Origin of the sequence: Emticicia sp., assembly GCF_049241225.1 — a bacterium.
Lineage (GTDB): Bacteria > Bacteroidota > Bacteroidia > Cytophagales > Spirosomataceae > Emticicia.
In genome coordinates, this window is record NZ_JBMLRC010000145.1 from 12,635 (window position 1) to 34,510 (window position 21,876).

The 21,876-nt window shown below is 36.5% G+C and carries 18 protein-coding genes and 1 pseudogene; 18 read left to right on the forward strand and 1 reads right to left on the reverse strand.

Features of this window, described 5'->3' with window-relative positions:
- The coding region (locus ACOVO2_RS08685; RefSeq protein ID WP_421769579.1) for a sensor histidine kinase at positions 1-654 on the forward strand (654 nt) is incomplete at its 5' end.
- 76 nt (positions 655-730) lie between these two features.
- Positions 731-1,477 carry a LytR/AlgR family response regulator transcription factor gene (locus ACOVO2_RS08690; protein ID WP_421769580.1) on the forward strand — a complete coding sequence of 249 codons (747 nt, stop codon included), beginning with the start codon at positions 731-733 and terminating at the stop codon, positions 1,475-1,477.
- A gap of 30 nt (positions 1,478-1,507) precedes the next feature.
- Here the strand turns inward: ACOVO2_RS08690 and ACOVO2_RS08695 are convergent, their stop codons facing one another.
- A complete protein-coding gene (locus ACOVO2_RS08695; protein WP_421769581.1) occupies positions 1,508-3,397 on the reverse strand; it encodes a DNA topoisomerase IV subunit B in 1,890 nt (629 codons plus the stop codon).
- Positions 3,398-3,475: 78 nt separating this feature from the next.
- On the opposite strand from ACOVO2_RS08695, the gene ACOVO2_RS08700 reads away from it, so the two are divergent.
- From ACOVO2_RS08700 to ACOVO2_RS08775, 16 genes and pseudogenes are all read left to right on the forward strand, one after another.
- The gene (locus ACOVO2_RS08700) at positions 3,476-6,058 is read left to right on the forward strand and encodes an SLBB domain-containing protein (protein ID WP_421769582.1); all 2,583 of its coding nucleotides are present in this window, start codon (positions 3,476-3,478) and stop codon (positions 6,056-6,058) included.
- Positions 6,059-6,083: 25 nt separating this feature from the next.
- Positions 6,084-7,175, forward strand: coding sequence for a hypothetical protein (locus ACOVO2_RS08705; protein WP_421769583.1), 1,092 nt, complete (start codon positions 6,084-6,086; stop codon positions 7,173-7,175).
- A 50-nt stretch (positions 7,176-7,225) separates the two neighbouring features.
- Entirely contained in the window at positions 7,226-8,056 is an 831-nt protein-coding gene (locus ACOVO2_RS08710) for an ABC transporter permease (RefSeq protein ID WP_421769584.1), read from the forward strand.
- Positions 8,057-8,178: 122 nt separating this feature from the next.
- Positions 8,179-9,423 carry an ABC transporter ATP-binding protein gene (locus ACOVO2_RS08715; RefSeq protein ID WP_421769585.1) on the forward strand — a complete coding sequence of 415 codons (1,245 nt, stop codon included), beginning with the start codon at positions 8,179-8,181 and terminating at the stop codon, positions 9,421-9,423.
- 65 nt (positions 9,424-9,488) lie between these two features.
- Positions 9,489-10,568, forward strand: a complete 1,080-nt coding sequence (locus ACOVO2_RS08720) for a DegT/DnrJ/EryC1/StrS family aminotransferase (RefSeq protein ID WP_421769586.1) — start codon at positions 9,489-9,491, stop codon at positions 10,566-10,568.
- 25 nt (positions 10,569-10,593) lie between these two features.
- A complete protein-coding gene (locus ACOVO2_RS08725; RefSeq protein WP_421769587.1) occupies positions 10,594-11,568 on the forward strand; it encodes a glycosyltransferase family 2 protein in 975 nt (324 codons plus the stop codon).
- A 138-nt stretch (positions 11,569-11,706) separates the two neighbouring features.
- Positions 11,707-12,807, forward strand: a complete 1,101-nt coding sequence (locus tag ACOVO2_RS08730; RefSeq protein WP_421769588.1) for a glycosyltransferase family 4 protein — start codon at positions 11,707-11,709, stop codon at positions 12,805-12,807.
- 4 nt (positions 12,808-12,811) lie between these two features.
- Complete coding sequence (lpcA, locus tag ACOVO2_RS08735) at positions 12,812-13,405, forward strand: D-sedoheptulose 7-phosphate isomerase (RefSeq protein WP_421769589.1); 594 nt, start codon at positions 12,812-12,814, stop codon at positions 13,403-13,405.
- A complete protein-coding gene (locus tag ACOVO2_RS08740) occupies positions 13,402-14,559 on the forward strand; it encodes a glycosyltransferase family 4 protein (RefSeq protein WP_421769590.1) in 1,158 nt (385 codons plus the stop codon). Before lpcA ends, ACOVO2_RS08740 begins: the two co-directional genes overlap by 4 nt.
- A gap of 78 nt (positions 14,560-14,637) precedes the next feature.
- Positions 14,638-15,621: a glycosyltransferase gene (locus ACOVO2_RS08745; RefSeq protein WP_421769591.1), complete on the forward strand. Its 984-nt coding sequence runs from the start codon at positions 14,638-14,640 to the stop codon at positions 15,619-15,621.
- Positions 15,618-16,835, forward strand: a complete 1,218-nt coding sequence (locus ACOVO2_RS08750; RefSeq protein WP_421769592.1) for a glycosyltransferase family 4 protein — start codon at positions 15,618-15,620, stop codon at positions 16,833-16,835. The genes ACOVO2_RS08745 and ACOVO2_RS08750 overlap by 4 nt, the downstream gene beginning before the upstream one ends.
- Before the next feature lie 97 nt (positions 16,836-16,932).
- On the forward strand, positions 16,933-17,823 hold the full coding sequence (locus ACOVO2_RS08755; protein ID WP_421769593.1) for a hypothetical protein: 891 nt from the start codon (positions 16,933-16,935) through the stop codon (positions 17,821-17,823).
- Between the two features lie 103 nt (positions 17,824-17,926).
- Complete coding sequence (locus ACOVO2_RS08760) at positions 17,927-18,349, forward strand: STAS domain-containing protein (RefSeq protein WP_421769594.1); 423 nt, start codon at positions 17,927-17,929, stop codon at positions 18,347-18,349.
- 145 nt (positions 18,350-18,494) lie between these two features.
- Positions 18,495-19,406, forward strand: coding sequence for a ribonuclease Z (locus ACOVO2_RS08765; RefSeq protein WP_421769595.1), 912 nt, complete (start codon positions 18,495-18,497; stop codon positions 19,404-19,406).
- Positions 19,407-19,601: 195 nt separating this feature from the next.
- Positions 19,602-21,680 carry a HEPN domain-containing protein gene (locus ACOVO2_RS08770; RefSeq protein ID WP_421769596.1) on the forward strand — a complete coding sequence of 693 codons (2,079 nt, stop codon included), beginning with the start codon at positions 19,602-19,604 and terminating at the stop codon, positions 21,678-21,680.
- A 14-nt stretch (positions 21,681-21,694) separates the two neighbouring features.
- A pseudogene (locus ACOVO2_RS08775) lies at positions 21,695-21,876 on the forward strand (sulfite exporter TauE/SafE family protein); the annotation flags it as partial.

The following is a 21,876-nucleotide window of genomic DNA, read 5'->3' on the forward strand; positions in this document are numbered from 1 at the left end:
AGTTTTTTCTTTTGGAATCGTCAGCGAAATCTTAAAGAAAAACAACAAGCTGCCGAAATGAAACAAAAACTTTTGAGGGCTCAACTCAATCCACATTTTTTGTTTAATTGCCTCAATTCTATTCAAAGGCTTTATATAGATGGAAAAACTTCACAAGCCAATGATTTTATTGCTGATTTTGCCCAATTAATGCGAGATATTCTCGAAAAAACCAGTCGTACGACCATTCCACTCTACGAAGAAATGGATTTTATCGAAGCCTATCTCTCACTTGAAAAAAGGCGTTTGGGTGATAAATTTGAGTATGAAATTATCATGACCGATGAAATCAGAAATGGAGATTTTGAAGTGCCTGCTTTTATAGTACAGCCTCTGGCCGAAAATGCACTTTTACATGGCATTTTACCCAAAAATCATAAAGGAAAAATTGAAATTTCGGTGAGCCAATTGGCCGATGAAAGCCTTTCGATTTCAGTGAAAGATGATGGTGTAGGCTTCAACGAGTCAATGAAAAAAGCAGGGAAACATACCTCGAAAGGCATGGAATTGATAAAAACTCGGCTCGGAAAACGTGGCAAAATGCTAGTAAAAGAATTAAAAAATTTGAATCAAGAAATTTTAGGAACTAAGGTTGAAATTATCTTAAATACATAAAATATTTTCGAGAATACAATCATAAACAAAAATCAAAACTCCCCTTTGGGGACGGTCCGCCGCTGCGGCTGGGGGTATGCTAAAAGTTATTATCATAGATGACGAAGAAGATGCAAGGTATCTGCTTCGTAAAGCATTGGAAGAAAATTTTAAAGAAACCATCCAAATCGTTGGCGAAACTGATGGTTATAAAAAAGGTGTGGCTTTACTCGAAAGTGTTCCTTGTGATATTGCCTTTCTTGATATAAAAATGCCAGATGGAACTGGTTTTGATATTCTCAACGCCATCGAAAACAAAAACTTTTCGGTAGTTTTTATAACTGCATTTGATAGATTTGCCATTAAAGCTTTTGAGTTTTCGGCAGTTGGATACTTAGTTAAACCTTTCAAAATCAGCGACTTAACAAAAACCATCGACCGAATTTTAGAACAGCGGGAAAAGACTGTAAAAGATTCATCGACAACATTTAAGATTTTACTCGAAAGCTACTCCGAACAAAAAATTCGTAAAATTGTAGTACCGAATACTGATGGCTTTACAGTGGTGATGTTGGAAGAAATATTATACATCAACTCAGTCAGAAACTACTCCGAATTTCATTTGGTCAATAATACAAGAGTGCTTACGAGTAAGCCTTTAATTAATTACGATACGCTGCTTTCAGAGCAAGGTTTTTTCAGAATCCATCACTCCTATCTAATAAATCTAAGTCATTTAAAAGCCTTTGTTCGGTCGGAAGGCGGGGCCGTAAAGATGATTAATGGAGATTTATTACCTGTTTCACGCCAGAAAAAAAGCGAGTTGATGGATAGGTTTTTGTGAAACCAACCTATCAACTCACAAACGAAAATCTTATTTAATATCCAATATCTCAGCCAAAACCTCATCAATTTCATCTTTTTCAACTCGAAGGTTTTCGATGATGAATTTCTGACGCTCTGGTGTATTCTTGCCCATATAGTAACTCAATATCTTCGGAATTGAAGATTCTTTTTCGAGAATTACTGGTTCAAGGCGTATATTTTCTCCAATAAAGTTTTCAAATTCATTGGGAGATATCTCTCCTAAGCCTTTGAAACGGGTAATTTCTGGTTTAGGCGATAATTTTGAAATTGCTTTTTGTCTTTCTTCATCCGAATAACAATAAATCGTTTCTTTTTTATTTCTTACCCTAAACAATGGAGTTTCAAGAATATACAAATGCCCTTCACGCACTAAATCAGGGAAGAACTGCAAGAAAAATGTAAGCAATAACAGTCTGATGTGCATTCCGTCAACGTCGGCATCAGTAGCAATGATGATTTTATTGTAGCGTAAATCCTCTAAACCATTTTCGATATTGAGGGCGTGTTGAAGCAAATTAAACTCTTCGTTTTCGTAAACGATTTTTTTAGTAAGCCCGAAGCTATTCAATGGTTTTCCACGCAAACTAAACACAGCCTGAAGTTCAGGATTGCGTGCTTTGGTGATAGAACCACTCGCAGAGTCACCTTCGGTGATAAACATTACCGTATCAAATCGCTTCTCGTTTTTCTCATCATCTAAGTGAAAACGGCAATCTCTCAATTTTTTGTTGTGCAAATTGGCCTTTTTAGCTCTTTCATTGGCTAATTTTCTTACACCTGCCAATTCTTTACGCTCACGCTCCGACTGCTCAATTCTTTTCTTGATGGCTTCCTTAACCGCCAAATTCATGTGCAGATAATTATCCAACTTCTCTTTCAAGAAATCACTGATAAAAGTTCTGACCGTTGGAGAGTTTGGTTCCGGCGAAATCGTAGCCGATCCAAGTTTTGTTTTGGTTTGAGACTCAAAAACGGGTTCTTGGACGCGAATCGAAATTGCTCCAATTACCGACTGACGAATATCTTCAGGAGCATAATCTTTACCGAAGTGTTCACGAATCGTACGAACCAATGCTTCCTTAAAACCAGAAAGGTGCGTTCCACCCTGTGTAGTATTTTGGCCGTTGACGAATGAATAATACTCTTCACCATACTGATTGCCATGCGAAAGTGCCACCTCAATATCTTCACCTTTCAAGTGAATAATTGGGTAACGCAGTGAATCTTCGTCGGTTTTTCTTCTCAATAAATCCAAAAGCCCATTGTGTGAAATATACTTTTGTTTGTTGAAAACAATCGTCATGCCTGCATTTAGGTAGCAATAATTCCAGATCATTGCTTCAACAAACTGTGGGATATAATGGTAGTTTTTAAAAACTGTGTTGTCAGGTTCAAAAATAACGAGTGTCCCGTTTTTTTGATCTGAGTCCATCATCTCCGATTCCTTCGTTAGCTCTCCTTTATTAAATTCAGCCCACTTCGATTTTCCTTCACGGAATGCTTGTACCTTAAAATAAGAAGATAGAGCATTGACCGCTTTCGTACCAACACCATTTAAACCAACCGCTTTCTGGAATGCCTTGCTATCATATTTTGCTCCGGTATTAATTTTTGAAACTACATCAACAACTTTTCCAAGCGGAATCCCTCGACCATAGTCACGTACCTCTACCCTTCCTTCACCTAATTTGATCTCGATAGATTTACCATAGCCCATTGCATATTCGTCAATGCAATTGTCCATTACTTCCTTAAGCAAAACATAAATTCCATCATCTGCTGCCGAGCCATCACCCAACTTTCCTATGTACATTCCGGGGCGTAAACGAATGTGTTCTTTCCAGTCAAGCGAGCGAATACTGTCTTCATTATAAGTTGCTTCTTTAATCTCAGCCATTTTTTCTTAGAATATTTTGTAGTTTGGGGTTTTATAACTTACTTTGTACTTCAAAGTTCTTTTTAATACATACTTCTTATGAAACAGCAACAAAATAAAAAATCTTATGTTACTTTGCATAACTTTTTCATCTGTAAAGATAATAAAAGAGAAAGTCATTCGACAAATAACGTTATTGATATGAAATTAAGCAAGAATAGTTTTTCACAATTTTTTTTCAAATTTACGCTTTTTATACTGATTTTTAGCAAATCATTTGCACAAAATCCTGTTGCTACTCCTACTGGCCCAACCGCAATTCCAACAAACGTACCCATAAATATTCCAACTGGTACCCCGGCAAATAACGGTAATGGTAATCAAGCAACGCCTAACATGCCATTACCAGCCAAGAATAGAGTTTTGCCAAATAATGACCCAAATGCAGCCCGAAATGTGCAAGGGGCTCCTAACGACCAACGAGCTATCAATAAAGAAGATTCGTTGAGAATTATTCGTGAGGAAGAAGCAAATCAAGACGCAGCGAAAGTTACTTTGAGAAGAAGGATTTTTGGATATAACTTGTTTAATACCGTTAAATTCGACCCAACCCCAGCAATCAATATTGCCACACCAAGCAACTACGTTTTGGGGCCGAATGACCAACTTTTAATTGATATTTACGGTTACTCACAAACCATGTTCAAGCCAATCATAACGGCTGATGGATATATAAATTTAGAAAAAGTTGGACTAATCTATGTGGCAGGTTCAACCATTGAGCAAGCAAAAGACAAAATCAAAAGCCGTTTATCTAAGATTTACATTGGCCTTAATCCTTTCTCTGGATTCCCTGCAAATACTTTTCTTAATGTATCATTGGGTAATATTAGAAGTATAAAGGTGACAGTAACAGGTGAAGTAATTGCTCCAGGAACATACACCCTTTCTTCGCTATCAACGGTTCAAAATGCACTATATGCCTGTGGTGGCCCAAATGAAGTCGGAACTTACCGCAAAATAAACGTAATCCGAAACAATAGAATCGTTACGACATTCGACATTTATGAACTTTTAATGACTGGTTTTGCTAAAAATAACATAATTCTACAAGACCAAGATATTATTCAAGTTTTGCCGTACACTTCAAGAGTTGCAGTTAAAGGGAACACCAAACGTGAAGGATTGTTTGAACTTTTGGAAGATGAAAAATTAAATAAGGTGATTGAATATGCTGGCGGATTCTCCCCATACGCCTATCGTCATCGTCTGAAAGTGTATCGTAATACAACACGCGAAAGAAAACTTTTAGATGTAATGGAAAACGAGTTCAATACTTTCAGAATGCAATCAGGCGACTCGGTCGTTATTGAACGTGTTTTAGAAAGATTTGAAAATATGGTAGCAGTAAATGGTGCAATCTTTCGTCCCGGAGAATATTCATTGGAAAGTAGTCCAACACTTACGCAATTAATAAAATCAGCTGAGGGCCTCAAAGGAGAAGCACTTACAGGTAGAATCTCTATTGTACGTACCCGTGAAGATATGATTGTTGAAAATATTTCTGTCAATTATGATGAAATTATCAAAGGAAAATCAGCTGATGTTGCTCTTAAACGTGAAGATGTTATAACAATTCCTTCGATTTTTGATTTGACCGAACCAGCCTACGTCAGAATCCAAGGTGCAATCAATAATCCAGTGGGAGAAGATGGTATCGAAATACCTTTTCTGAGAAACATGACCATCGAGGATGTATTGGTTAAAGTTGGTGGCCTTTCAGAATCGGCATCATTGGCGAGAGTTGAAGTTGTTCGTAGAAAAAGAAACGTTGACCCAACTGCTACAAATGCTCAAATCTCTGATACTTACACTTTTAGTGTTAATTCTGACTTAAAAGTTGACCAATCGGGAACAAAATTTGTTTTATATCCTTTCGATGAAATCTTTGTTCGTCGTTCGCCAAATTATGTAGAGCAAACTTTTGTCGAAATTCAAGGAGAAGTTATTTTCCCTGCAACTTATGGTATCAAGAGCAAAACAGAAAAAATTTCTGATTTGATTGAAAGAGCTGGAGGTTTAAGCCCACAAGCATATCTCGAAGGTGCAACACTTGTGCGTCAGATTCAATTAAGTGAAATTGAAATTACACAACGACGTAAAGCAATCAACGAAATAACCAACAGTGTGAGAGGAAATCAAGCAGTTGAGGTTGAAGATGTAAATGCAACAACCGTTTCATCGATCGGAATTAATTTAACTAAAATTATGCAGAATCCAGGCTCGAATGAGGATATGATTTTGCAAGATGGCGATATTATTCGTATCCCGAAACGCCTCGAAACTGTTCGTGTTCAAGGCGAAGTTTTGTATCCAACTACAGTAAAATATCTTGATGACAAAAGCTTCATCAACTACATCTCTAATGCAGGTGGTTTTACAAAAAAATCATTAAAAAGTAAATCTTATATACTATATGCAAATGGATCAGTTGACCGTACACGTAGATTTTTATTTGTGAATATTTATCCGAAGGTTGCTCCAGGTTCGGAAATTATTATTCCTCAAAAAACTACAACAGCACAACAACAGATAGCTCAAGTTCAAGGATTGTTTGCTACAGTTGCAGGAACAATCACAACACTCATCGGAATTTTCACACTCTTACAAATTTCAAAATAACCTTCTATATAAAGAAGCTATAAATATGGCAGATTATCAAACCATACAAGAAGAACAAATAAATACCAAAGATTTATTAAAAAAGGTAATTGGTGTTTTTACCCTTATTGGTAATGAATGGAGACTACTATTGATCAGTATTGCTCTTGGAACACTCATAAGTATTTTATTGGATGTTAAAGAATTGAAAGACACAGATTATACTGGTGAGATTCAGTTTAATTTGGAATCAGGTGGTGGTCAGCAAATGGCTTTGGGCGGCTTAGGCGGGCTAGCTGGTGCTTTTGGTATCAGCGGGGGAGCTACATCCAATGATTTATTCAGTGGGGGAAACTTTGGCTTAGTCATTTCATCAAAAACACTTTATGAGAAAGCTCTTATGCAAGAAGTAACTATTGGTGGAAAGAAGACTCTTTTTATTAATTTTTATAAGGATAGTAGTGATATAGCGAAAAAAGAATGGGGAGGCGACTTCTTGCACGAACCAAACTACAAAGCCATAAAATACCGATTTCAGCCAAAACCTGCTAATGATTTTACGAAGGATGAAAACATCATGATTTCGACTATCTATGAAAAACTCGAGGCACAAACATCGCTTCAACCACTTGATAAAATGGGCTCAATAATGGTGCTTTCTGCCACAACAAATAGTGAATACCTAACAAAGGTTTGGCTAGAAACATTATTGAAAACCCTTGAAGAGTTTTATGTTGAAGTCAGAACTCGTAAAACTAGAGACATTTATAATATACAATTGGGCCGATTGAGAGAATTAGAGGGAAAATTGAGTTCGACAGACCGACAATTGGCTAATGCTCAATTTCAAAATCAAAACGCTGTCGACCCAACCGCACCCATGCGAACGATGCAGCTAAATCGTAGTAATAATTATGTTTCTACGCAATACTACCAACAATTAGCCGCAGTTGAACAAATAAAGATGCAGCTTATTAATCAAACTCCGCTCTTTACCGTATTACAACCAGTTCGATTACCATTATTGCAACGCACCTACACTGTTGGTGGAAACACTCAAGCAGGAGCATTTATTGGATTTTTCTTGTGTCTAGTATTCATCATCATGAAAAAATCTTATCAAGAATTGATGAGTTAAATTGGTTGATTAAATTAATATTTTTCTTCTATTGTGAAGGTAGTGAATAAATGGAAAAAGACGAAGTAATAATAAAAGCAGGAAAATCAGCGGTACATTATTGGAGAGAGGTCTGGAGACAAAGAGAGCTATTTTGGATTCTAGGCAAGCGTGATGTGATGGTTCGCTACAAACAAAGTGTACTGGGTATTGCATGGGCTTTGATCAGAACTTTATTAACAACACTTGTAATGGCATTTGCATTTGGTAAAATTGCCAAGTTAGATCAAGCTACATCAATCCCATACATATTGGTGGTAATTCCAGGGGTAATCATCTGGTTATTTTTCTCACAATGCTTGCTACAAATTAGTAATAGTATTATTGGCAATGGAAACTTAGTTTCAAAGGTATATTTTCCAAGAATTATCATACCTTTTAGCTCGTTACTGGTTGGACTTTTGGATGCAGTTATTGCAACACTATTCTTTTTTGTTGTATGTATTTATTACCAATTTCTCCCAAATTGGCATATCATATTTGCTCCAATATTCCTACTTTTAGCATATTTAGGTGCATTTGGAGCCGGACTTTTTGCCGCAACTTTAAATGTTAAATACCGCGATGTGGGCCAAATCATTCCTTTTGTTGTACAATTCGGGTATTTTATCTCTCCTGTGGCCTACTCAGTTGAGGAGTATAAAAGCATGTGGTGGTATCCAATTTATAATCTTAATCCTGTGGCAGGAACTGTAGATGGAATGCGTTGGTGTATGCTCGGCGATTTTGCTGAGTTTAACTGGCAGAGTTTTATTCCGATGCTCATTTTTGTCACAATTTCGGTGGTGTTTTCAATCTGGTTTTTCCGCAAAAATGAAAATTCTTTTGTCGATCACCTATAGAAATCAAAATTGATAATTTTTCAAAACATGATTTTTATTAGTTTTTCATACCCTAGTATATAATAAATTTGTAACAATTATCGCAAAGGTCATCTAACTAGTGGCTTTTTTGTAAATAATAAATGAAAGCAATTTCGATTGAAAATATTTCGAAGAAGTATATTCTGAGTCATAAAAAGAAGAAATACCAAAATTTGAAAGAAAGCGTTTCTGGATTTTTCACAGAGTTATTTACTTCAAAAGAGGACGAAGAAACAAAAGAGGTGTTTTGGGCTTTGAGGAATGTAAGTTTCGATATTGAGCAGGGCGACCGTATTGGAATCGTTGGCTCAAATGGTGCAGGAAAATCGACACTACTCAAAATTTTAAGTCGGATTACTGAGCCAACCAGCGGACAAGTAAAGGTAAATGGCCGAATGGCGAGTTTATTAGAAGTTGGCACTGGATTTCACCCCGAATTGACCGGCCGCGAGAATATTTTTCTAAACGGTGCGATTTTGGGCATGAAACAACACGAAATAAGAAGCCAGTTTGATGAAATCGTAAGTTTTGCCGGCATCGAGAAATTTTTAGACACCCCAGTAAAACGCTATTCATCAGGTATGTATGTGCGTTTGGGTTTTGCAATTGCAGCTCACCTAGAGCCCGAAATCTTAATCGTTGATGAAGTTTTGGCCGTTGGTGACTCTGAATTTCAGAAGAAATGTCTCGGCAAAATGAAAGATGTTTCGAGTAGTGGGCGTACAATTTTATTTGTAAGCCATAATGCTACTGCAATCCAAGGCCTTTGCAATAAAGCGGCATTTTTACAAAAAGGAAATCTAATAAAGTACGGTGAAGTTGGCGAGGTACTGCATGATTACATGACGAGTATTTCCAAATTCCAATTACAACAAAATTGGGAAACGCCAGAAGAAGCCCCAGGAACTGACCAAGTTAGAATCAAAAATATTGAAGTTGTGCCAGAATTTATCAATGGAAGTAAAAACATTGATGTTCGTACACCGCTCAAAGTGAATATCGAGTTTTGGAATATGCTCGAATCGGCACATTTAAATTTGAGTATGTTTTTATATAACATGACTGGCGAATGTGTGTTTAATGTGGGAAGCCAAGCTAAAACTTTCTCGAAAGGTCTAATCAAAGGAATGCTCGAAATTCCCGGTAACTTCTTGAATGATGGCTCATACTACATTTCAGTAATGATTGTGAAAGATACAGCCGACCCGATTTTCTTTATGGAAGATGCAATCAGCTTCGATGTGGCCGATTGGCGTGAGGGTACAAACTGGTATGGTAAATGGCCAGGAGCAGTTAGACCAATCAATATTCCAGTACAAACCTGGAAAATGGATGGGTTGATTTAATCAGCATCAGGAATTCGAATTATTATTAATCAACAAATTTTTACAGCCTTTATTGGCATTTTAAAGTGGCTATAAACGTAACAAAATCTTTTTTACCTCCGATTGAAGAATACCAAGAAATTATCAAAGGTATTTGGGAAAACACATGGCTTACCAATAATGGGCCATTGGTCAGAAAATTAGAAGGTCAGTTAAAAGAATATTTAAACGTTGAAAACCTACTTTTTGTAGGAAACGGCACAATAGCGATTCAAATTGCACTCAAAGCATTGAACCTAACAGGTGAAATAATTACCACGCCCTTCTCCTATTGTGCAACCACCACTTCCATTTTATGGGAAAACCTCCAGCCAGTTTTCGTTGATATCGAACCCAAAACCTTCAATATCAATGCTGACCTAATTGAAGCTGCCATTACCGAAAAAACCTCGGCAATTATGGCTACGCACGTTTATGGTCGGCCATGTGATGTTGAAAAAATTGAAACTATTGCACAAAAATATAATCTGAAAGTCATTTACGACGGAGCTCACGGTTTTGGAGCTACCTATAAAGGTAAATCTGTTCTCGCTTTTGGCGATATTACTACCTGCAGTTTTCATGCCACGAAGGTTTTTCATAGTATCGAAGGTGGATGTGTGGTGAGTAACAATGCCGAACTAAATAAAAAACTAGAACTATACCGCAGTTTTGGGCATAAAAATGATGACTATTACATGATGGGAATCAATGCAAAAAACTCTGAGTTTCATGCTGCAATGGGCTTGTGTAATTTGCCGAAAGTTGCCGATATTGTCAATAATCGTAGAGTTATTTCAGAAAAATATGATGAATTATTGAATTGGGAAAAACTCCAACGCCCAAGCAATCAGATTGAAGGCTTTGAGTATAATTATGCTTACTACCCAGTCATGCTAGAGTCGGAAGCTAAACTTTTACAAGTAACTGAGGCTCTCAAACAACACGAAATTACCCCAAGAAGATATTTTTATCCTTCGCTCAACCAATTACCTTACTTAGATTTTTATAATCCTTGCCCAATTTCTGAGAACATTGCACAAAGAGCATTATCTTTGCCGCTTTATTACGATTTAGCATTGGAAGATGTAGAACGTATTGCGAGTATCATCAACGCAAACATTTGAGTAAACACTTAAATCTAAGTTTCAATTGGTTACAGTTTCTATCATAATTGTCAATTACCGTACGCCCGAATTAATTGTTGAGTGTATCAAAACAATTAAGCAATTTACTACCAAAGTTAGCTACGAGGTAATTGTTGTCGATAATGCTTCGAAGGCAAACGATGAAGGTTACATTAAATCGTTCTTTCCAGAAACTATTTGGTTATCAATGAATTACAATGCAGGTTTTGCCCGTGCAAACAATGCAGGAATGCGAATTGCGAATGGAAAATACTTACTTCTACTCAATTCTGACACAAAACTATTCGAACCAGTAATTGATACTTGCGTCGCCCGACTCGAAGCACGGCCAGATGCTATTGCGGGTGGATCCTATCAAGTTTATCCCGATTTAAGTCCTCGTACGTTTTACCACACTTTTACATTTCGACGTGACTTTTGGATAGTTCCACCTAAATTCCGAAATATTTTAAATTCAATCATCCGACAAACTGAATACCAAGACCCCGAACAAGTTGATTATATTGCCGCGGCATTTTTAATGGTAAGACGTGAAGGATTTGAAAAAACTGGCGGATTAGATGAGGAATTTTTCTTATATGGTGAAGATACCGAATGGGGATATAGACTTAGCAAACTCGGTAAATTATTGGTTTTCAAAGATTGTAATATCATTCATGAAGAATGGGGAAGTAAACCTGAACGCTACGATGAAGCCCAAAATTATACCTATTTTAATCGTTTTGATCACCAAATCCAACTTTCTAATTTAGTTTGGATTCGGAAACAGTTTGGTGCGTTAAATTATTTTTTGTTAATGTTGCACTATTGGCTTTGGGTACCGATTTTTTTCTTGATGAAAATGTTTTCAAATGTAATAAATTTCAAAAATCCATTTTCAGAACTCGAAAATCAAAAGAAATTTGCTCACATGATTGGCGTTTTCTCTAAATATTTTTGGAATATTTTACTTAAAAAACCAACATTTTATAAACTTTGATATTTGTGATTGGTTACTGGTTTACTGGTTATTTGTCAAAAATACTAACCATTTTCCCTGTAACCTACAACTAATAATTTTTTCCTCAGTAACAAATAACTAATTTCCAAGTAACCAGTAAACCAATAACCATATCTAATGAGTAAAAAACTAGTTCTTTTTATCACTCCTACTGGCGGACGAACAGGTTCGGAAATGCTGCTATGGTATTTACTGAAACGTCTTTCTGGAAAAATAAAAACAGCTATTTATACTCGACAAAATGGAGAATTATTTGCCAATCACTCAACCGCCGAACAAACTTTTGTCAATACTTCCAAACGAGGATTTGTGTATCAAATCTACGAAGGACTTTACCATAAAATCTTCAAGATTACTCCTGAAGAAAAAAAGCTAATTGATATACAAAAACAAATAAATGCCGACCGTTGGTATTTGAATACCCTCACAATGCCACAGTTTGCTAAATTGGCGGTTAAACTTCAAGTTCCTTACGATCTGCACGTGCATGAGCTGGTGAGTATTTATGACGAAATTCGATACGATGAATTTAAATTCATGTTCGATAATGCCGATAGAATTATTTGTTGTTCGTCAATAGTAGAAAAGCGAGTAAAAGAAATGGGCTATCAAAATACGCTCCTACTACACTCGTTTATTGATACACAAACCATTCAATTAAAAACCTCTGCCGAAACTATTCGTCAAAAACTCAATATTCCAACTAATGCTTTTGTTTGGGTAATGTCAGGTTCAATGAATCTAAGAAAAGGCTATGATACGGTCTGCGATTTATTTGAGTTTTTACCCGCAAACACCTATATTGCGTGGTTGGGAAGTGTTAAACAGACAGGTGTCCTGCACTACATTCGCCAAAGAACTAAGCTTGAAAAACTAAATTTTATCGAAATTGGCGAAAAATCTGACGAATATTATGATTATCTAAATATAGCAGATGGCTTTGTTCTGACCGCCAAAGAAGATCCTTTTCCGTTAGTAATGATGGAAGCTGCCTATCTCGGCAAGCCAATTGTTGGTTATAATTCAGGCGGAATTTCAGAATTTGTGCAAGAAGGGATGGGAAAAAGCGTTGATAGCTTCAACCCAAAAGATTTAGCCGAAGCGATGATTGCCACACAAAACAAAACATTGATAATTGACCAAGAAAAACTAAAAAACAGAGCCTTAGAATTTGATATTCAAAACCAAATTAGCAAGTGGGACTCAATTTTTGATTAAAAAAATGACAAACTATAAAGAAATTTTAGCCGAACTTCAAGAAGCCCAAAAAGTGCTGAATGATTTTGTGAGTTCGGAAGAAAATATAAATAATATTGAAAAAGTTGCTGATTTGATGGCCGATGCCATCAAAAATGGCAAGAAAATCATCTCTTGCGGAAATGGTGGTTCGCATTGCGATGCCATGCACTTTGCCGAAGAACTTTCGGGCCGCTACCGTGATAACCGCAAATCATTGGCAGCTATTGCCATTTCAGATCCAAGCCACATTTCGTGCGTAGGCAATGATTATGGTTTTGATTATATTTTTTCAAGATTTATAGAAGGGCTGGGAAATGAGGGCGATGTACTTTTAGGTATTAGCACCAGCGGAAACTCCAAGAATATTATCAATGCCACCCAAGCTGCTCGTGAAAAGGGCATGAAAGTAGTGATTTTTTCGGGCAAAGATGGAGGAAAATTGGCTGGTATGGCCGATATTGAAATCAGAGTGCCTCATTTTGGCTATGCCGACCGCATCCAAGAAATTCACATCAAAGTCATTCATATTTTGATAATGCTCATTGAGAAAAAAGTTTTAAACCCGATAGCATCATGAAAATCCTATTTGTAAGTCACGATGCAAACCGAGCGGGAGCCCAACTTTTTTTGCTGAGTGTCATGAAATATTTGAAGCAAAAAGGTGTAGAAATGCAACTTTTATTGCTTGGAGGTGGGGTTCTTGAAAATGATTTTGCCGAAATTTGTACAAATCATTTTTGGCCAAATACAAATCCTCAGAAAAAAGGCATCAAGAAAGCACTTTCCAAATTGGTTAAGAGTCAGAATGAGCCTGATTCAACTCAGCAACTTTTGGAAAACCTCCAAAACTCAAATTTCGACTATATCTATGCCAATACCATTGCTTCGGCTCATGTTTTACCAAAACTGACTGAATATGTAAAGGCACCATTATTGGCTCACATTCACGAATTAGAGTTTTCGATACAACTTTACTCGCAAGCAGCAGACAGAGAATTTTTATTTAAATATGCCACAAAAATTATTGCTTGCTCACAGGCAGTGGCAGAAAATATCATAGAAAAGCATTCAGCCTCAGCTAAAAAAATTGAAGTTATTCATTCATTTGTTGATAATGAGACTATCCTTAGCCGAATTGAAGCAACTGATAATCAGTCAATTAAACAAAAATACAATCTACCAGAAAGTGGTTTCTTGATTGGTGGGTGCGGAAACGCTGAATGGAGAAAAGGTATTGATGTTTTCTTGCAAGTAATCAACCAAATACTCAATACAACCAATGAAAATTGCCATTTCGTGTGGATTGGTGTAAAAAAAGAAGGCGATTACTATGAGCAAATTTCATACGATATTGCCAAAATGGGAATCGAAGATAAAATAACGTTTATCGAACAAACGCCCGATGCTGTCGAGTTGATAAACTGTTTGGATATTTTTACAATAGTTTCGAGAGAAGACCCATTCCCACTCGTAATGCTCGAAGCCGCACTGGCACAAAAAACTATGATTGGCTTTGATAAAACTGGTGGTTGTAGTGAATTTATTGAAGAAGATGCAGGAATAATTGTTCCATATTTGAACACATTTTCAATGGCATCGAGTATTACTAAATTATTTCTAAATCAATCTTTTGCAAAGCAACTTGGACAAAAAGCCAAAGAAAAAGTGCTGAATAAGTATAGTTTCGAAAATTCGGTAATGAAAATTGAAAGTTTACTGGGTTCTTTCTGATAAAACTTTTTGGTTTAAATCCATTCTTTGATTATCAACGGCGGTATTTCGGCAATCAGAATACTCACCCCACATTATATGACACTTGTATTTACACTTTGTTCGGTCAATTACTTAGCTCAAGCACATACGCTCGGAGATTCTTTGCGTGAACAAAATCCTGATTTTGAATATATCATTGGTCTGGTTGATAAACTCGACACAAAAGACATTGACAAATCAAAACTACCTGATTATCAATTACTTGAAGTAGATAAAATAAATATTCCGGATTTTGCAGGAATGTGCGACCGCTATGATATTACCGAGTTGAATACCGCCGTAAAACCCTATTATTTTGATTATTTCCTGAAAAATAGAACCGATATTACAAATATCATCTATTTCGACCCTGACATTATTGTTTTTGACAAACTAAGTCACCTAACTAAAAATTTAGCCGAAAATAATATCGTTGTTACGCCCCACATGACAACGCCATACAACGATACCAAATGGCAAAGTGAAGAAGATATCATCAATACCGGAATTTATAATTTTGGGTTTGTGGCCATTAAACGCTCAGACGAAGCTCAGAAAATGGTAACATGGTGGTGTGATAAACTCGAAAAAGAGTGTAAAATCGACCTATGCAATGGCCTTTTCGTTGACCAACACTGGGCCGAATTCTTCCCGGTTTATTTCGATAAAGTATTCATTGATAAGCACTTAGGAAATAATGTAGCTTATTGGAATCTTCACGAAAGATTTTGTTCGTTTGCTGAAAATCGTTGGGTAATTAATGGAAACATACCATTGCAGTTTTTCCATTATAGTGGTTATCTGATTGCCAAGCCAAACGAAGTTTCAAAATATCAGAATAGAATCAATTTTGAAGAACGCACTGATATTGTTCCACTTTTTGAGCTTTATCGAAACCAACTTCTGGCAAATAATGAACTTTATTGGAAAAACTTTAAATGTGATTACATCAAGCCTAAAAAAGTTCAGCGTTTGGTGCGAGTAAGAAAATATGCCAAAATGCCACTTGAAAAATTAGCCTCTTTGATTGAAAAACTATGAAAATTGCAATTTGGCACAATCTTCCGAGCGGTGGAGGTAGTCGGGCATTAAATTATCATCTAAACGGACTTCATCAACGAGGGCATCAAATCGAAATTTGGAGCAATTCGCCTGATGCTGATGGCTTCATGCAAATCCCTGCTGATGTAAAAATTCATAAAATAACATACAATCGAACAAAAAAAACATCACTAAAAGATAAATTCAAGTCATTTTTCTTTGAAAAAGACCAAAATATGCTTGAAATGGAAGCCCATTGTAAGCGATGTGCCGACGAAATAAATGCAGGTGGCTTCGATGTCTTGTTTGCTAATAGTTGTTTTTTTTATGCAGTTCCGTTTATTGGTCAGTATGTTAAAATTCCAAAAGTTTTATATTTGGGCGAGCCTTTCAGATTTTTTTACGAATCACTGCCTCGACTTGTCTGGGAAGCTCCCCAAGGAGCAGCAGGCAAAGTCATTCGCAGAAGTTATTGGCTTCCATTTTTAGAAGATTTGTGGGTCGAACGCAGAAATAGAGTACAACTTAGGGAAGAAAGAAAAAACTACGAAGCATTTGATAAAGTTTTAGTTAATTCAATCTATTCGGCTGAAAGTTGCTTAAAAGCCTACGGTTCACCCGCTGAAGTATGTTATTTGGGCATTGATTCTGATATTTTCAAGGCAACTCAAATAGATAAATCAGACTATGTGATTGGTTTAGGCAATTTTTATGTCAACAAAAATCCTCGTTTGGCAGTTGAAGCAATGGCTCAAATGAAAAATAAAGGCATTAAACTCGTTTGGGTAGCCAATATGGTTAGCCAGAGTTATGCCGAAGAAATGCAAGCATTGGCCCAACAAACAGGTGTAAGTTTTGAAATAAAAACAATGGTTTCAGACAACGAACTCGTGTCTTTACTTTCTAATGCACTTTGTATGATTTACACCTCACAACTTGAACCATTCGGATTTGCACCACTCGAAGCAAACGCTTGCGGAACTCCCGTGATTGCCTTGCAAGAAGGCGGTGTGAAAGAAACTATTATTCCAACCAAAAATGGTTTTTTGAGCGATAGAAATCCAAAGAATTTGGCAAAATACCTTGATATTTTAAGCGAAGATTCAGCCTTGCGAAAAGAAATGGGTATTTTTGCAGCAGATTATGTACGCAAAGAATGGACATTGAAAAAATGCACGGACAATATTGAAAACGCCCTAAAAAGTGTCTTATAAATGAACGTCGGCAAGGTTTAGAAACCTTTAGTGGAACAACTTCCGACGTTGTGGTCTAAATGATTTTATAAACAAATTAAAAGAAGATATATTCAAATTGGCATCCTCACCAATCATATTTACCGTTTGTTCCATCAATCAGTTGGCAAATGCCATTGTTTTGGGCGACTCCGTGAAAACTCATCACCCTGGCTATGATTTTCAAATTGGTTTAGTTGATAAAGAATCTAACATTCCAAGTTTTATTCAATGTCCCTACCCTATTTGTGAAGTTAACTCACTCAATATTAGTGGTTTTGAAGGAATGTCTGAGCGTTACACACACGAAGAAATTGTAGCTGATTGCAAGCCTTTTTTTGCAACATATTTTCTCCAAAAAACAGAAAAACTAATTTTCATTGATTGCACTACCGTTGTTTTTCAATCAATTTCATTGGTTGCCGACATTCTGAATCAATCAAATATCGTTATTACACCACAATTACTATTTGCTAATGCTCACCCCGACGAAAAGCAAATCCTTAATTCGGGAATCTACCATTCAGGTTTTATTGGTCTAAAAAAATCGGAGGAAACTAATAAATTCTTGGAATGGTGGGGAAACAATACTCGTCAAAAGGGCTTTAAAGATATGTGCAAAGGACTCAATGCCGACCAACTTTGGCTCGAACACGTCCCTGCGATGTTTGATGGAGTGCACATTCTGAAAGAAGCTGGTGTAAATATTGGGTATTGGAATACACCAGAAAGAAATATTAATCAACTTAAATCAAACGAAAAGCTCTATTCGATTAACTATCGTGACAGGGCTTTCCCGAGCGATTATCGAGAAAAATTAAATAATTATTCTCATAAAAAGCTTTCTAAGATTACGCCAGCTTACGGCTTTGTAGACCCCAACAGGCCAACAATTGGCAAAACAATTGCCAAGAAAATTCGTTCTGTAAATAAATTAGTCGATGTCATTCTCGACAAATTTGTTTCTTAAATACAAATCATCAGGCCATAAATTCACGAAATAATATTTCGACTGACACATAAAAATAAATTTTTGGCTTAAATTTGCAAAAAATAAAAAGCTATCATCACTTATGAGTTACTCTGTTGAGAAAACCGAACACTACGCCCTTATTCAATTAAACGAGAGCAAATTCGACAAATCAATTACTGGCGAAATTGAAAAACAGATTGTTGTTTTGTATCGTGAGGGGCTAACAAATATGATTATTGACTTCTCAAAAGTTTTAGAAATTGACGAATCGGGCCTTTCTCTTCTCCGAAAAGCAACCCGTGTTTGCCGCACTGAGCAAGGTCTTTTTATTGTTTGTACAAAAGATGACGATATTCTCGACCTCATTGATGGTGAAAAAATCCCGGAGATTGTTTTGTTGCCAACAGTTGATGAAGGAATCGACGCAGTATTTATGAACGATTTAGAAAACGATTTCCGTGAAGAAAACGACGACGAGTTCGATTTAGGCGAAGACAACGGCTTCACAGAAGGTAAATTCTAATTTTGTTAGTTGTTACTGGAAAACTTGTTACTGGTTATTATGAATATAATTGCGTAGCATACAGTTTAAAATTAATCTCCAGATTACCAAATCTCCAAGCCACAGTTTTCCAGTAACTAATAACTATTTTCCCAGTAACCAATTTATGAATTTTGATTTTTTAGTTTTAGGTACTGGCTCGGCAACTCCCGTGGTAAATCGACACCCCTCAGCTTTTTTGTTATCAATCGAAAACGAATCTTTCTTGATTGATTGTGGAGAAGGTACGCAGTATCGTTTACTCGAACAAAAAATCAAATCCTCAAGAATTCGACATATTTTTATAAGCCACCTTCACGGCGACCATTATTTTGGATTGGTTGGTCTTCTTTCGAGTTGGAGCATGAACCAACGCAAAGAAGACCTAACGATTTTTGCTCCTCGCGGACTCGACGAAATCCTAACGGCTCAATTCAAGCACTCTGATACTCGCCTACACTATAGAATCAATTTTGTAGAAACCGACACCGAAAACGCTTATCATTTACTCGAAACTAATTTAGTAACGGTCGAAACTATCCCGCTTCATCACCGTATTCCGTGTTGTGGTTTTTTGTTTCGCTCCAAGGCTTGTAAGAGAAAAATTGTTGCAGAAAACCTTCCTGCAAATTTTCCGATTCCATACTTAAAGATGCTAAAAGATGGGCTTGATATTTATGATGAATTGAGCGGAATTACTTATAAAAACGAAGATTACACCATCGCGGGTGGAACTTCAAAATCGTTTGCATATTGCTCTGACACAGCATACAACGAGCTAAAAATCAATCAGTTACAAAACGTTGATGGTATTTATCACGAAGCAACTTTTACTGATTCCGAACAAAAAAGAGCCGAACAAACCAATCATTCAACGGCTCGCCAAGCAGCCATGATTGCCCAACAAGCCAATGCCAAACAATTAATCATTGGCCATTATTCTTCTCGATACAAAACCCTTGATTCTCATCTAATCGAAGCTAAAGAAGTTTTTGAAAATACTTTTTTGGCTGAAGAAGGAAAATCTTATAAAATTTAATTTAGAATTGCAGAACAAGTTTCTAACTTGTTTGTAAGGGAAGTAAGCAAGTTAGAAACTTGCTCTACATTATTTTTTATACATATTTCCGATAAAATTGTACTTATCAAATATTTTCAAAAAATAAATACCCATTAAGTCTATAACTATCATAGACTTAATATATATTTGTGTATTAAAAATACTTAGATAGATATGCAAAGCTTTCGAACAGAGTTAGAGAATCCTTTAGTCGAAAAAGACATCATAGATTTAGAGCGTAAAATTAGAATGTTTCGTGAGGGTAAAATCCACGAAGAAAAATTCCGTAGTTTGAGATTGGCACGTGGAGTTTATGGCCAACGCCAGCAGGGAGTTCAGATGATTCGCATTAAATTACCTTATGGTAAAATGACGCTCAAGCAATGGAAACGAATTGCCGATATTTCTGACGAATATTCAACTGGAAATCTACACTTTACGACTCGCCAAGATGTTCAGATTCACTTCGTGAGTCTCGATAAAGCTCCAGAACTGTGGGCGAAACTTGAACAAGATAATATCACCTTGCGTGAAGCTTGCGGTAATACCGTAAGAAATATCACAGGCTCCCCTACTGCGGGCATCGACCCAAATGAGCCATTTGATATTACGCCTTATGTACACGCTACTTTTGAATACTTCTTACGTAACCCAGTTTGTCAAGAGATGGGTCGTAAATTCAAAATGTCATTCTCGAATACTGACGATGACACAGCACTCAGCTACATGCACGATTTAGGATTTATTCCAAAAATCAAAGATGGTGTTCGTGGTTTCAAAGTGATGTTGGGTGGTGGCTTAGGTGCTCAACCACAATTAGCTCATTTGGCATATGAATTTATCGAAGAAGATGCAATAATCCCTTTCATCGAAGCTGTTTTGAGGGTTTTCGACCGTCATGGAGAAAGAAACTCTCGCCACAAAGCTCGCTTGAAATTCTTAATTGCTAAAATTGGTTTCGAGGCTTTCATGGAGTTAGTGGAAGAAGAAAAACTTTCTTTGAAAGTGAAAACCTATAAAATCAATACTGAAAAGTCAGAACCAGCGACTGGAGTTGAATCAGTAATTAATACAAAAGATAGCATTGAGTTTCAGAATTGGTTTAAAACCAACGCTTTTGCACAAAAACAAGCAGGTTATTACGGAGTTTTCGTGAGAGTACCTTTGGGCAATATCTCAAGCACCGTTTCACGTAGCTTAATCGAAAAACTTGCTGGTTTAGTAGCAGATGATGTTCGTGTAACAGTAAACCAAGGCTTATTGCTTCGTTTTGTAAAAGCTGAGAATCTTGTTGCAGTATTTGATATTCTCAGTGAACACAATTTAGCTGCTCCAGGTGCTAATAGCATCGTAAACATAACGGCCTGTCCTGGTACTGATACCTGCAACTTAGCTATCTCAGATAGCACCAGCATTTCTCTTGAATTGGAGAAAGTAATGAAAGAAGATTTTCCTGAATTGATTGAGGAAAATAATATGCAAATCAAGATTTCTGGTTGTATGAATGCCTGTGGCCAGCACAGTATGGCTCATATTGGTTTTCATGGTAGTTCACTGAAATCAGCAGGAAAAGTATTACCAGCCTTACAAGTATTACTTGGCGGGGGAACAACTGGAAATGGTGGAGGTCGAATTGCTGATAAAGTAATCAAAGTTCCAAGCAAAAGAGGCCCACAATTACTTCGCACCGTATTGAATGACTACGAAGCAAATGGCTTAGAAGGCGAATATTTCAATGATTATTATGACCGTCAAGGCGAAAAATATTTCTATGCTTTGTTGAAGCCACTAGCTGATTTAACAAATTTAGTCGATACTGATTTTGTTGACTGGGGACGTGATGAAATTTTCCAAACCGAAATTGGTGTTGGCGAATGTGCGAGTGTAATCATTGACTTGGTAGCTACGCTTTTCTACGAATCAGAAGAAAAAATCGAGTGGGCAAAAGAAGCCTTCAACGAAAGCCGTTACGCAGATGCTATCTACTATGCGTATCAATCACAAGTAAATACAGCAAAAGCGTTGTTGCTCGATAAAAATATCAATTGCAGTACACAACACGGTATTATTTCTGAATTTGATAAGCATTTTGAAAGCGAATTTGGCGGAAATATTAAAGAACAAATCTTACAAATCAACAAAAATGAGCCAAGTAAAGATTTCGCTGTTGATTATATCTCAACTTCAGAAGAATTCTTGAAACAGGCTATGACTGTTCGTGAGGCTATCAAAGCAACATTAGAAGTTGCATAATTAAAGATTAATTTATGAAAAGAATCGCCCTTGCATTAAGTGAAAATGTACAGATGAAGTTTATAGCTTATGCTATGATTTTCATGAAAGTTTCACTTCTCGGAATTCTGATTTATCGAATTTCGACTGGCTTAAACGATTTTCATTTCTCGTTTGATTCAAATTTATTGTATTATATCGGAGTTGGTTTTTTAGC

Coding starts and splice junctions, on each gene's coding strand:
- ACOVO2_RS08765 (WP_421769595.1), top strand. CDS start 18,495: ATGAATTTTGATTTTTTAGTTTTAGGTACTGGCTCGGCAACTCCCGTG.
- ACOVO2_RS08745 (WP_421769591.1), top strand. CDS start 14,638: ATGACACTTGTATTTACACTTTGTTCGGTCAATTACTTAGCTCAAGCA.
- ACOVO2_RS08740 (WP_421769590.1), top strand. CDS start 13,402: ATGAAAATCCTATTTGTAAGTCACGATGCAAACCGAGCGGGAGCCCAA.
- ACOVO2_RS08750 (WP_421769592.1), top strand. CDS start 15,618: ATGAAAATTGCAATTTGGCACAATCTTCCGAGCGGTGGAGGTAGTCGG.
- ACOVO2_RS08690 (WP_421769580.1), top strand. CDS start 731: ATGCTAAAAGTTATTATCATAGATGACGAAGAAGATGCAAGGTATCTG.
- ACOVO2_RS08705 (WP_421769583.1), top strand. CDS start 6,084: ATGGCAGATTATCAAACCATACAAGAAGAACAAATAAATACCAAAGAT.
- ACOVO2_RS08730 (WP_421769588.1), top strand. CDS start 11,707: ATGAGTAAAAAACTAGTTCTTTTTATCACTCCTACTGGCGGACGAACA.
- lpcA (WP_421769589.1), top strand. CDS start 12,812: ATGACAAACTATAAAGAAATTTTAGCCGAACTTCAAGAAGCCCAAAAA.
- ACOVO2_RS08710 (WP_421769584.1), top strand. CDS start 7,226: ATGGAAAAAGACGAAGTAATAATAAAAGCAGGAAAATCAGCGGTACAT.
- ACOVO2_RS08770 (WP_421769596.1), top strand. CDS start 19,602: ATGCAAAGCTTTCGAACAGAGTTAGAGAATCCTTTAGTCGAAAAAGAC.
- ACOVO2_RS08700 (WP_421769582.1), top strand. CDS start 3,476: ATGAAACAGCAACAAAATAAAAAATCTTATGTTACTTTGCATAACTTT.
- ACOVO2_RS08695 (WP_421769581.1), bottom strand. CDS start 3,397: ATGGCTGAGATTAAAGAAGCAACTTATAATGAAGACAGTATTCGCTCG.
- ACOVO2_RS08760 (WP_421769594.1), top strand. CDS start 17,927: ATGAGTTACTCTGTTGAGAAAACCGAACACTACGCCCTTATTCAATTA.
- ACOVO2_RS08715 (WP_421769585.1), top strand. CDS start 8,179: ATGAAAGCAATTTCGATTGAAAATATTTCGAAGAAGTATATTCTGAGT.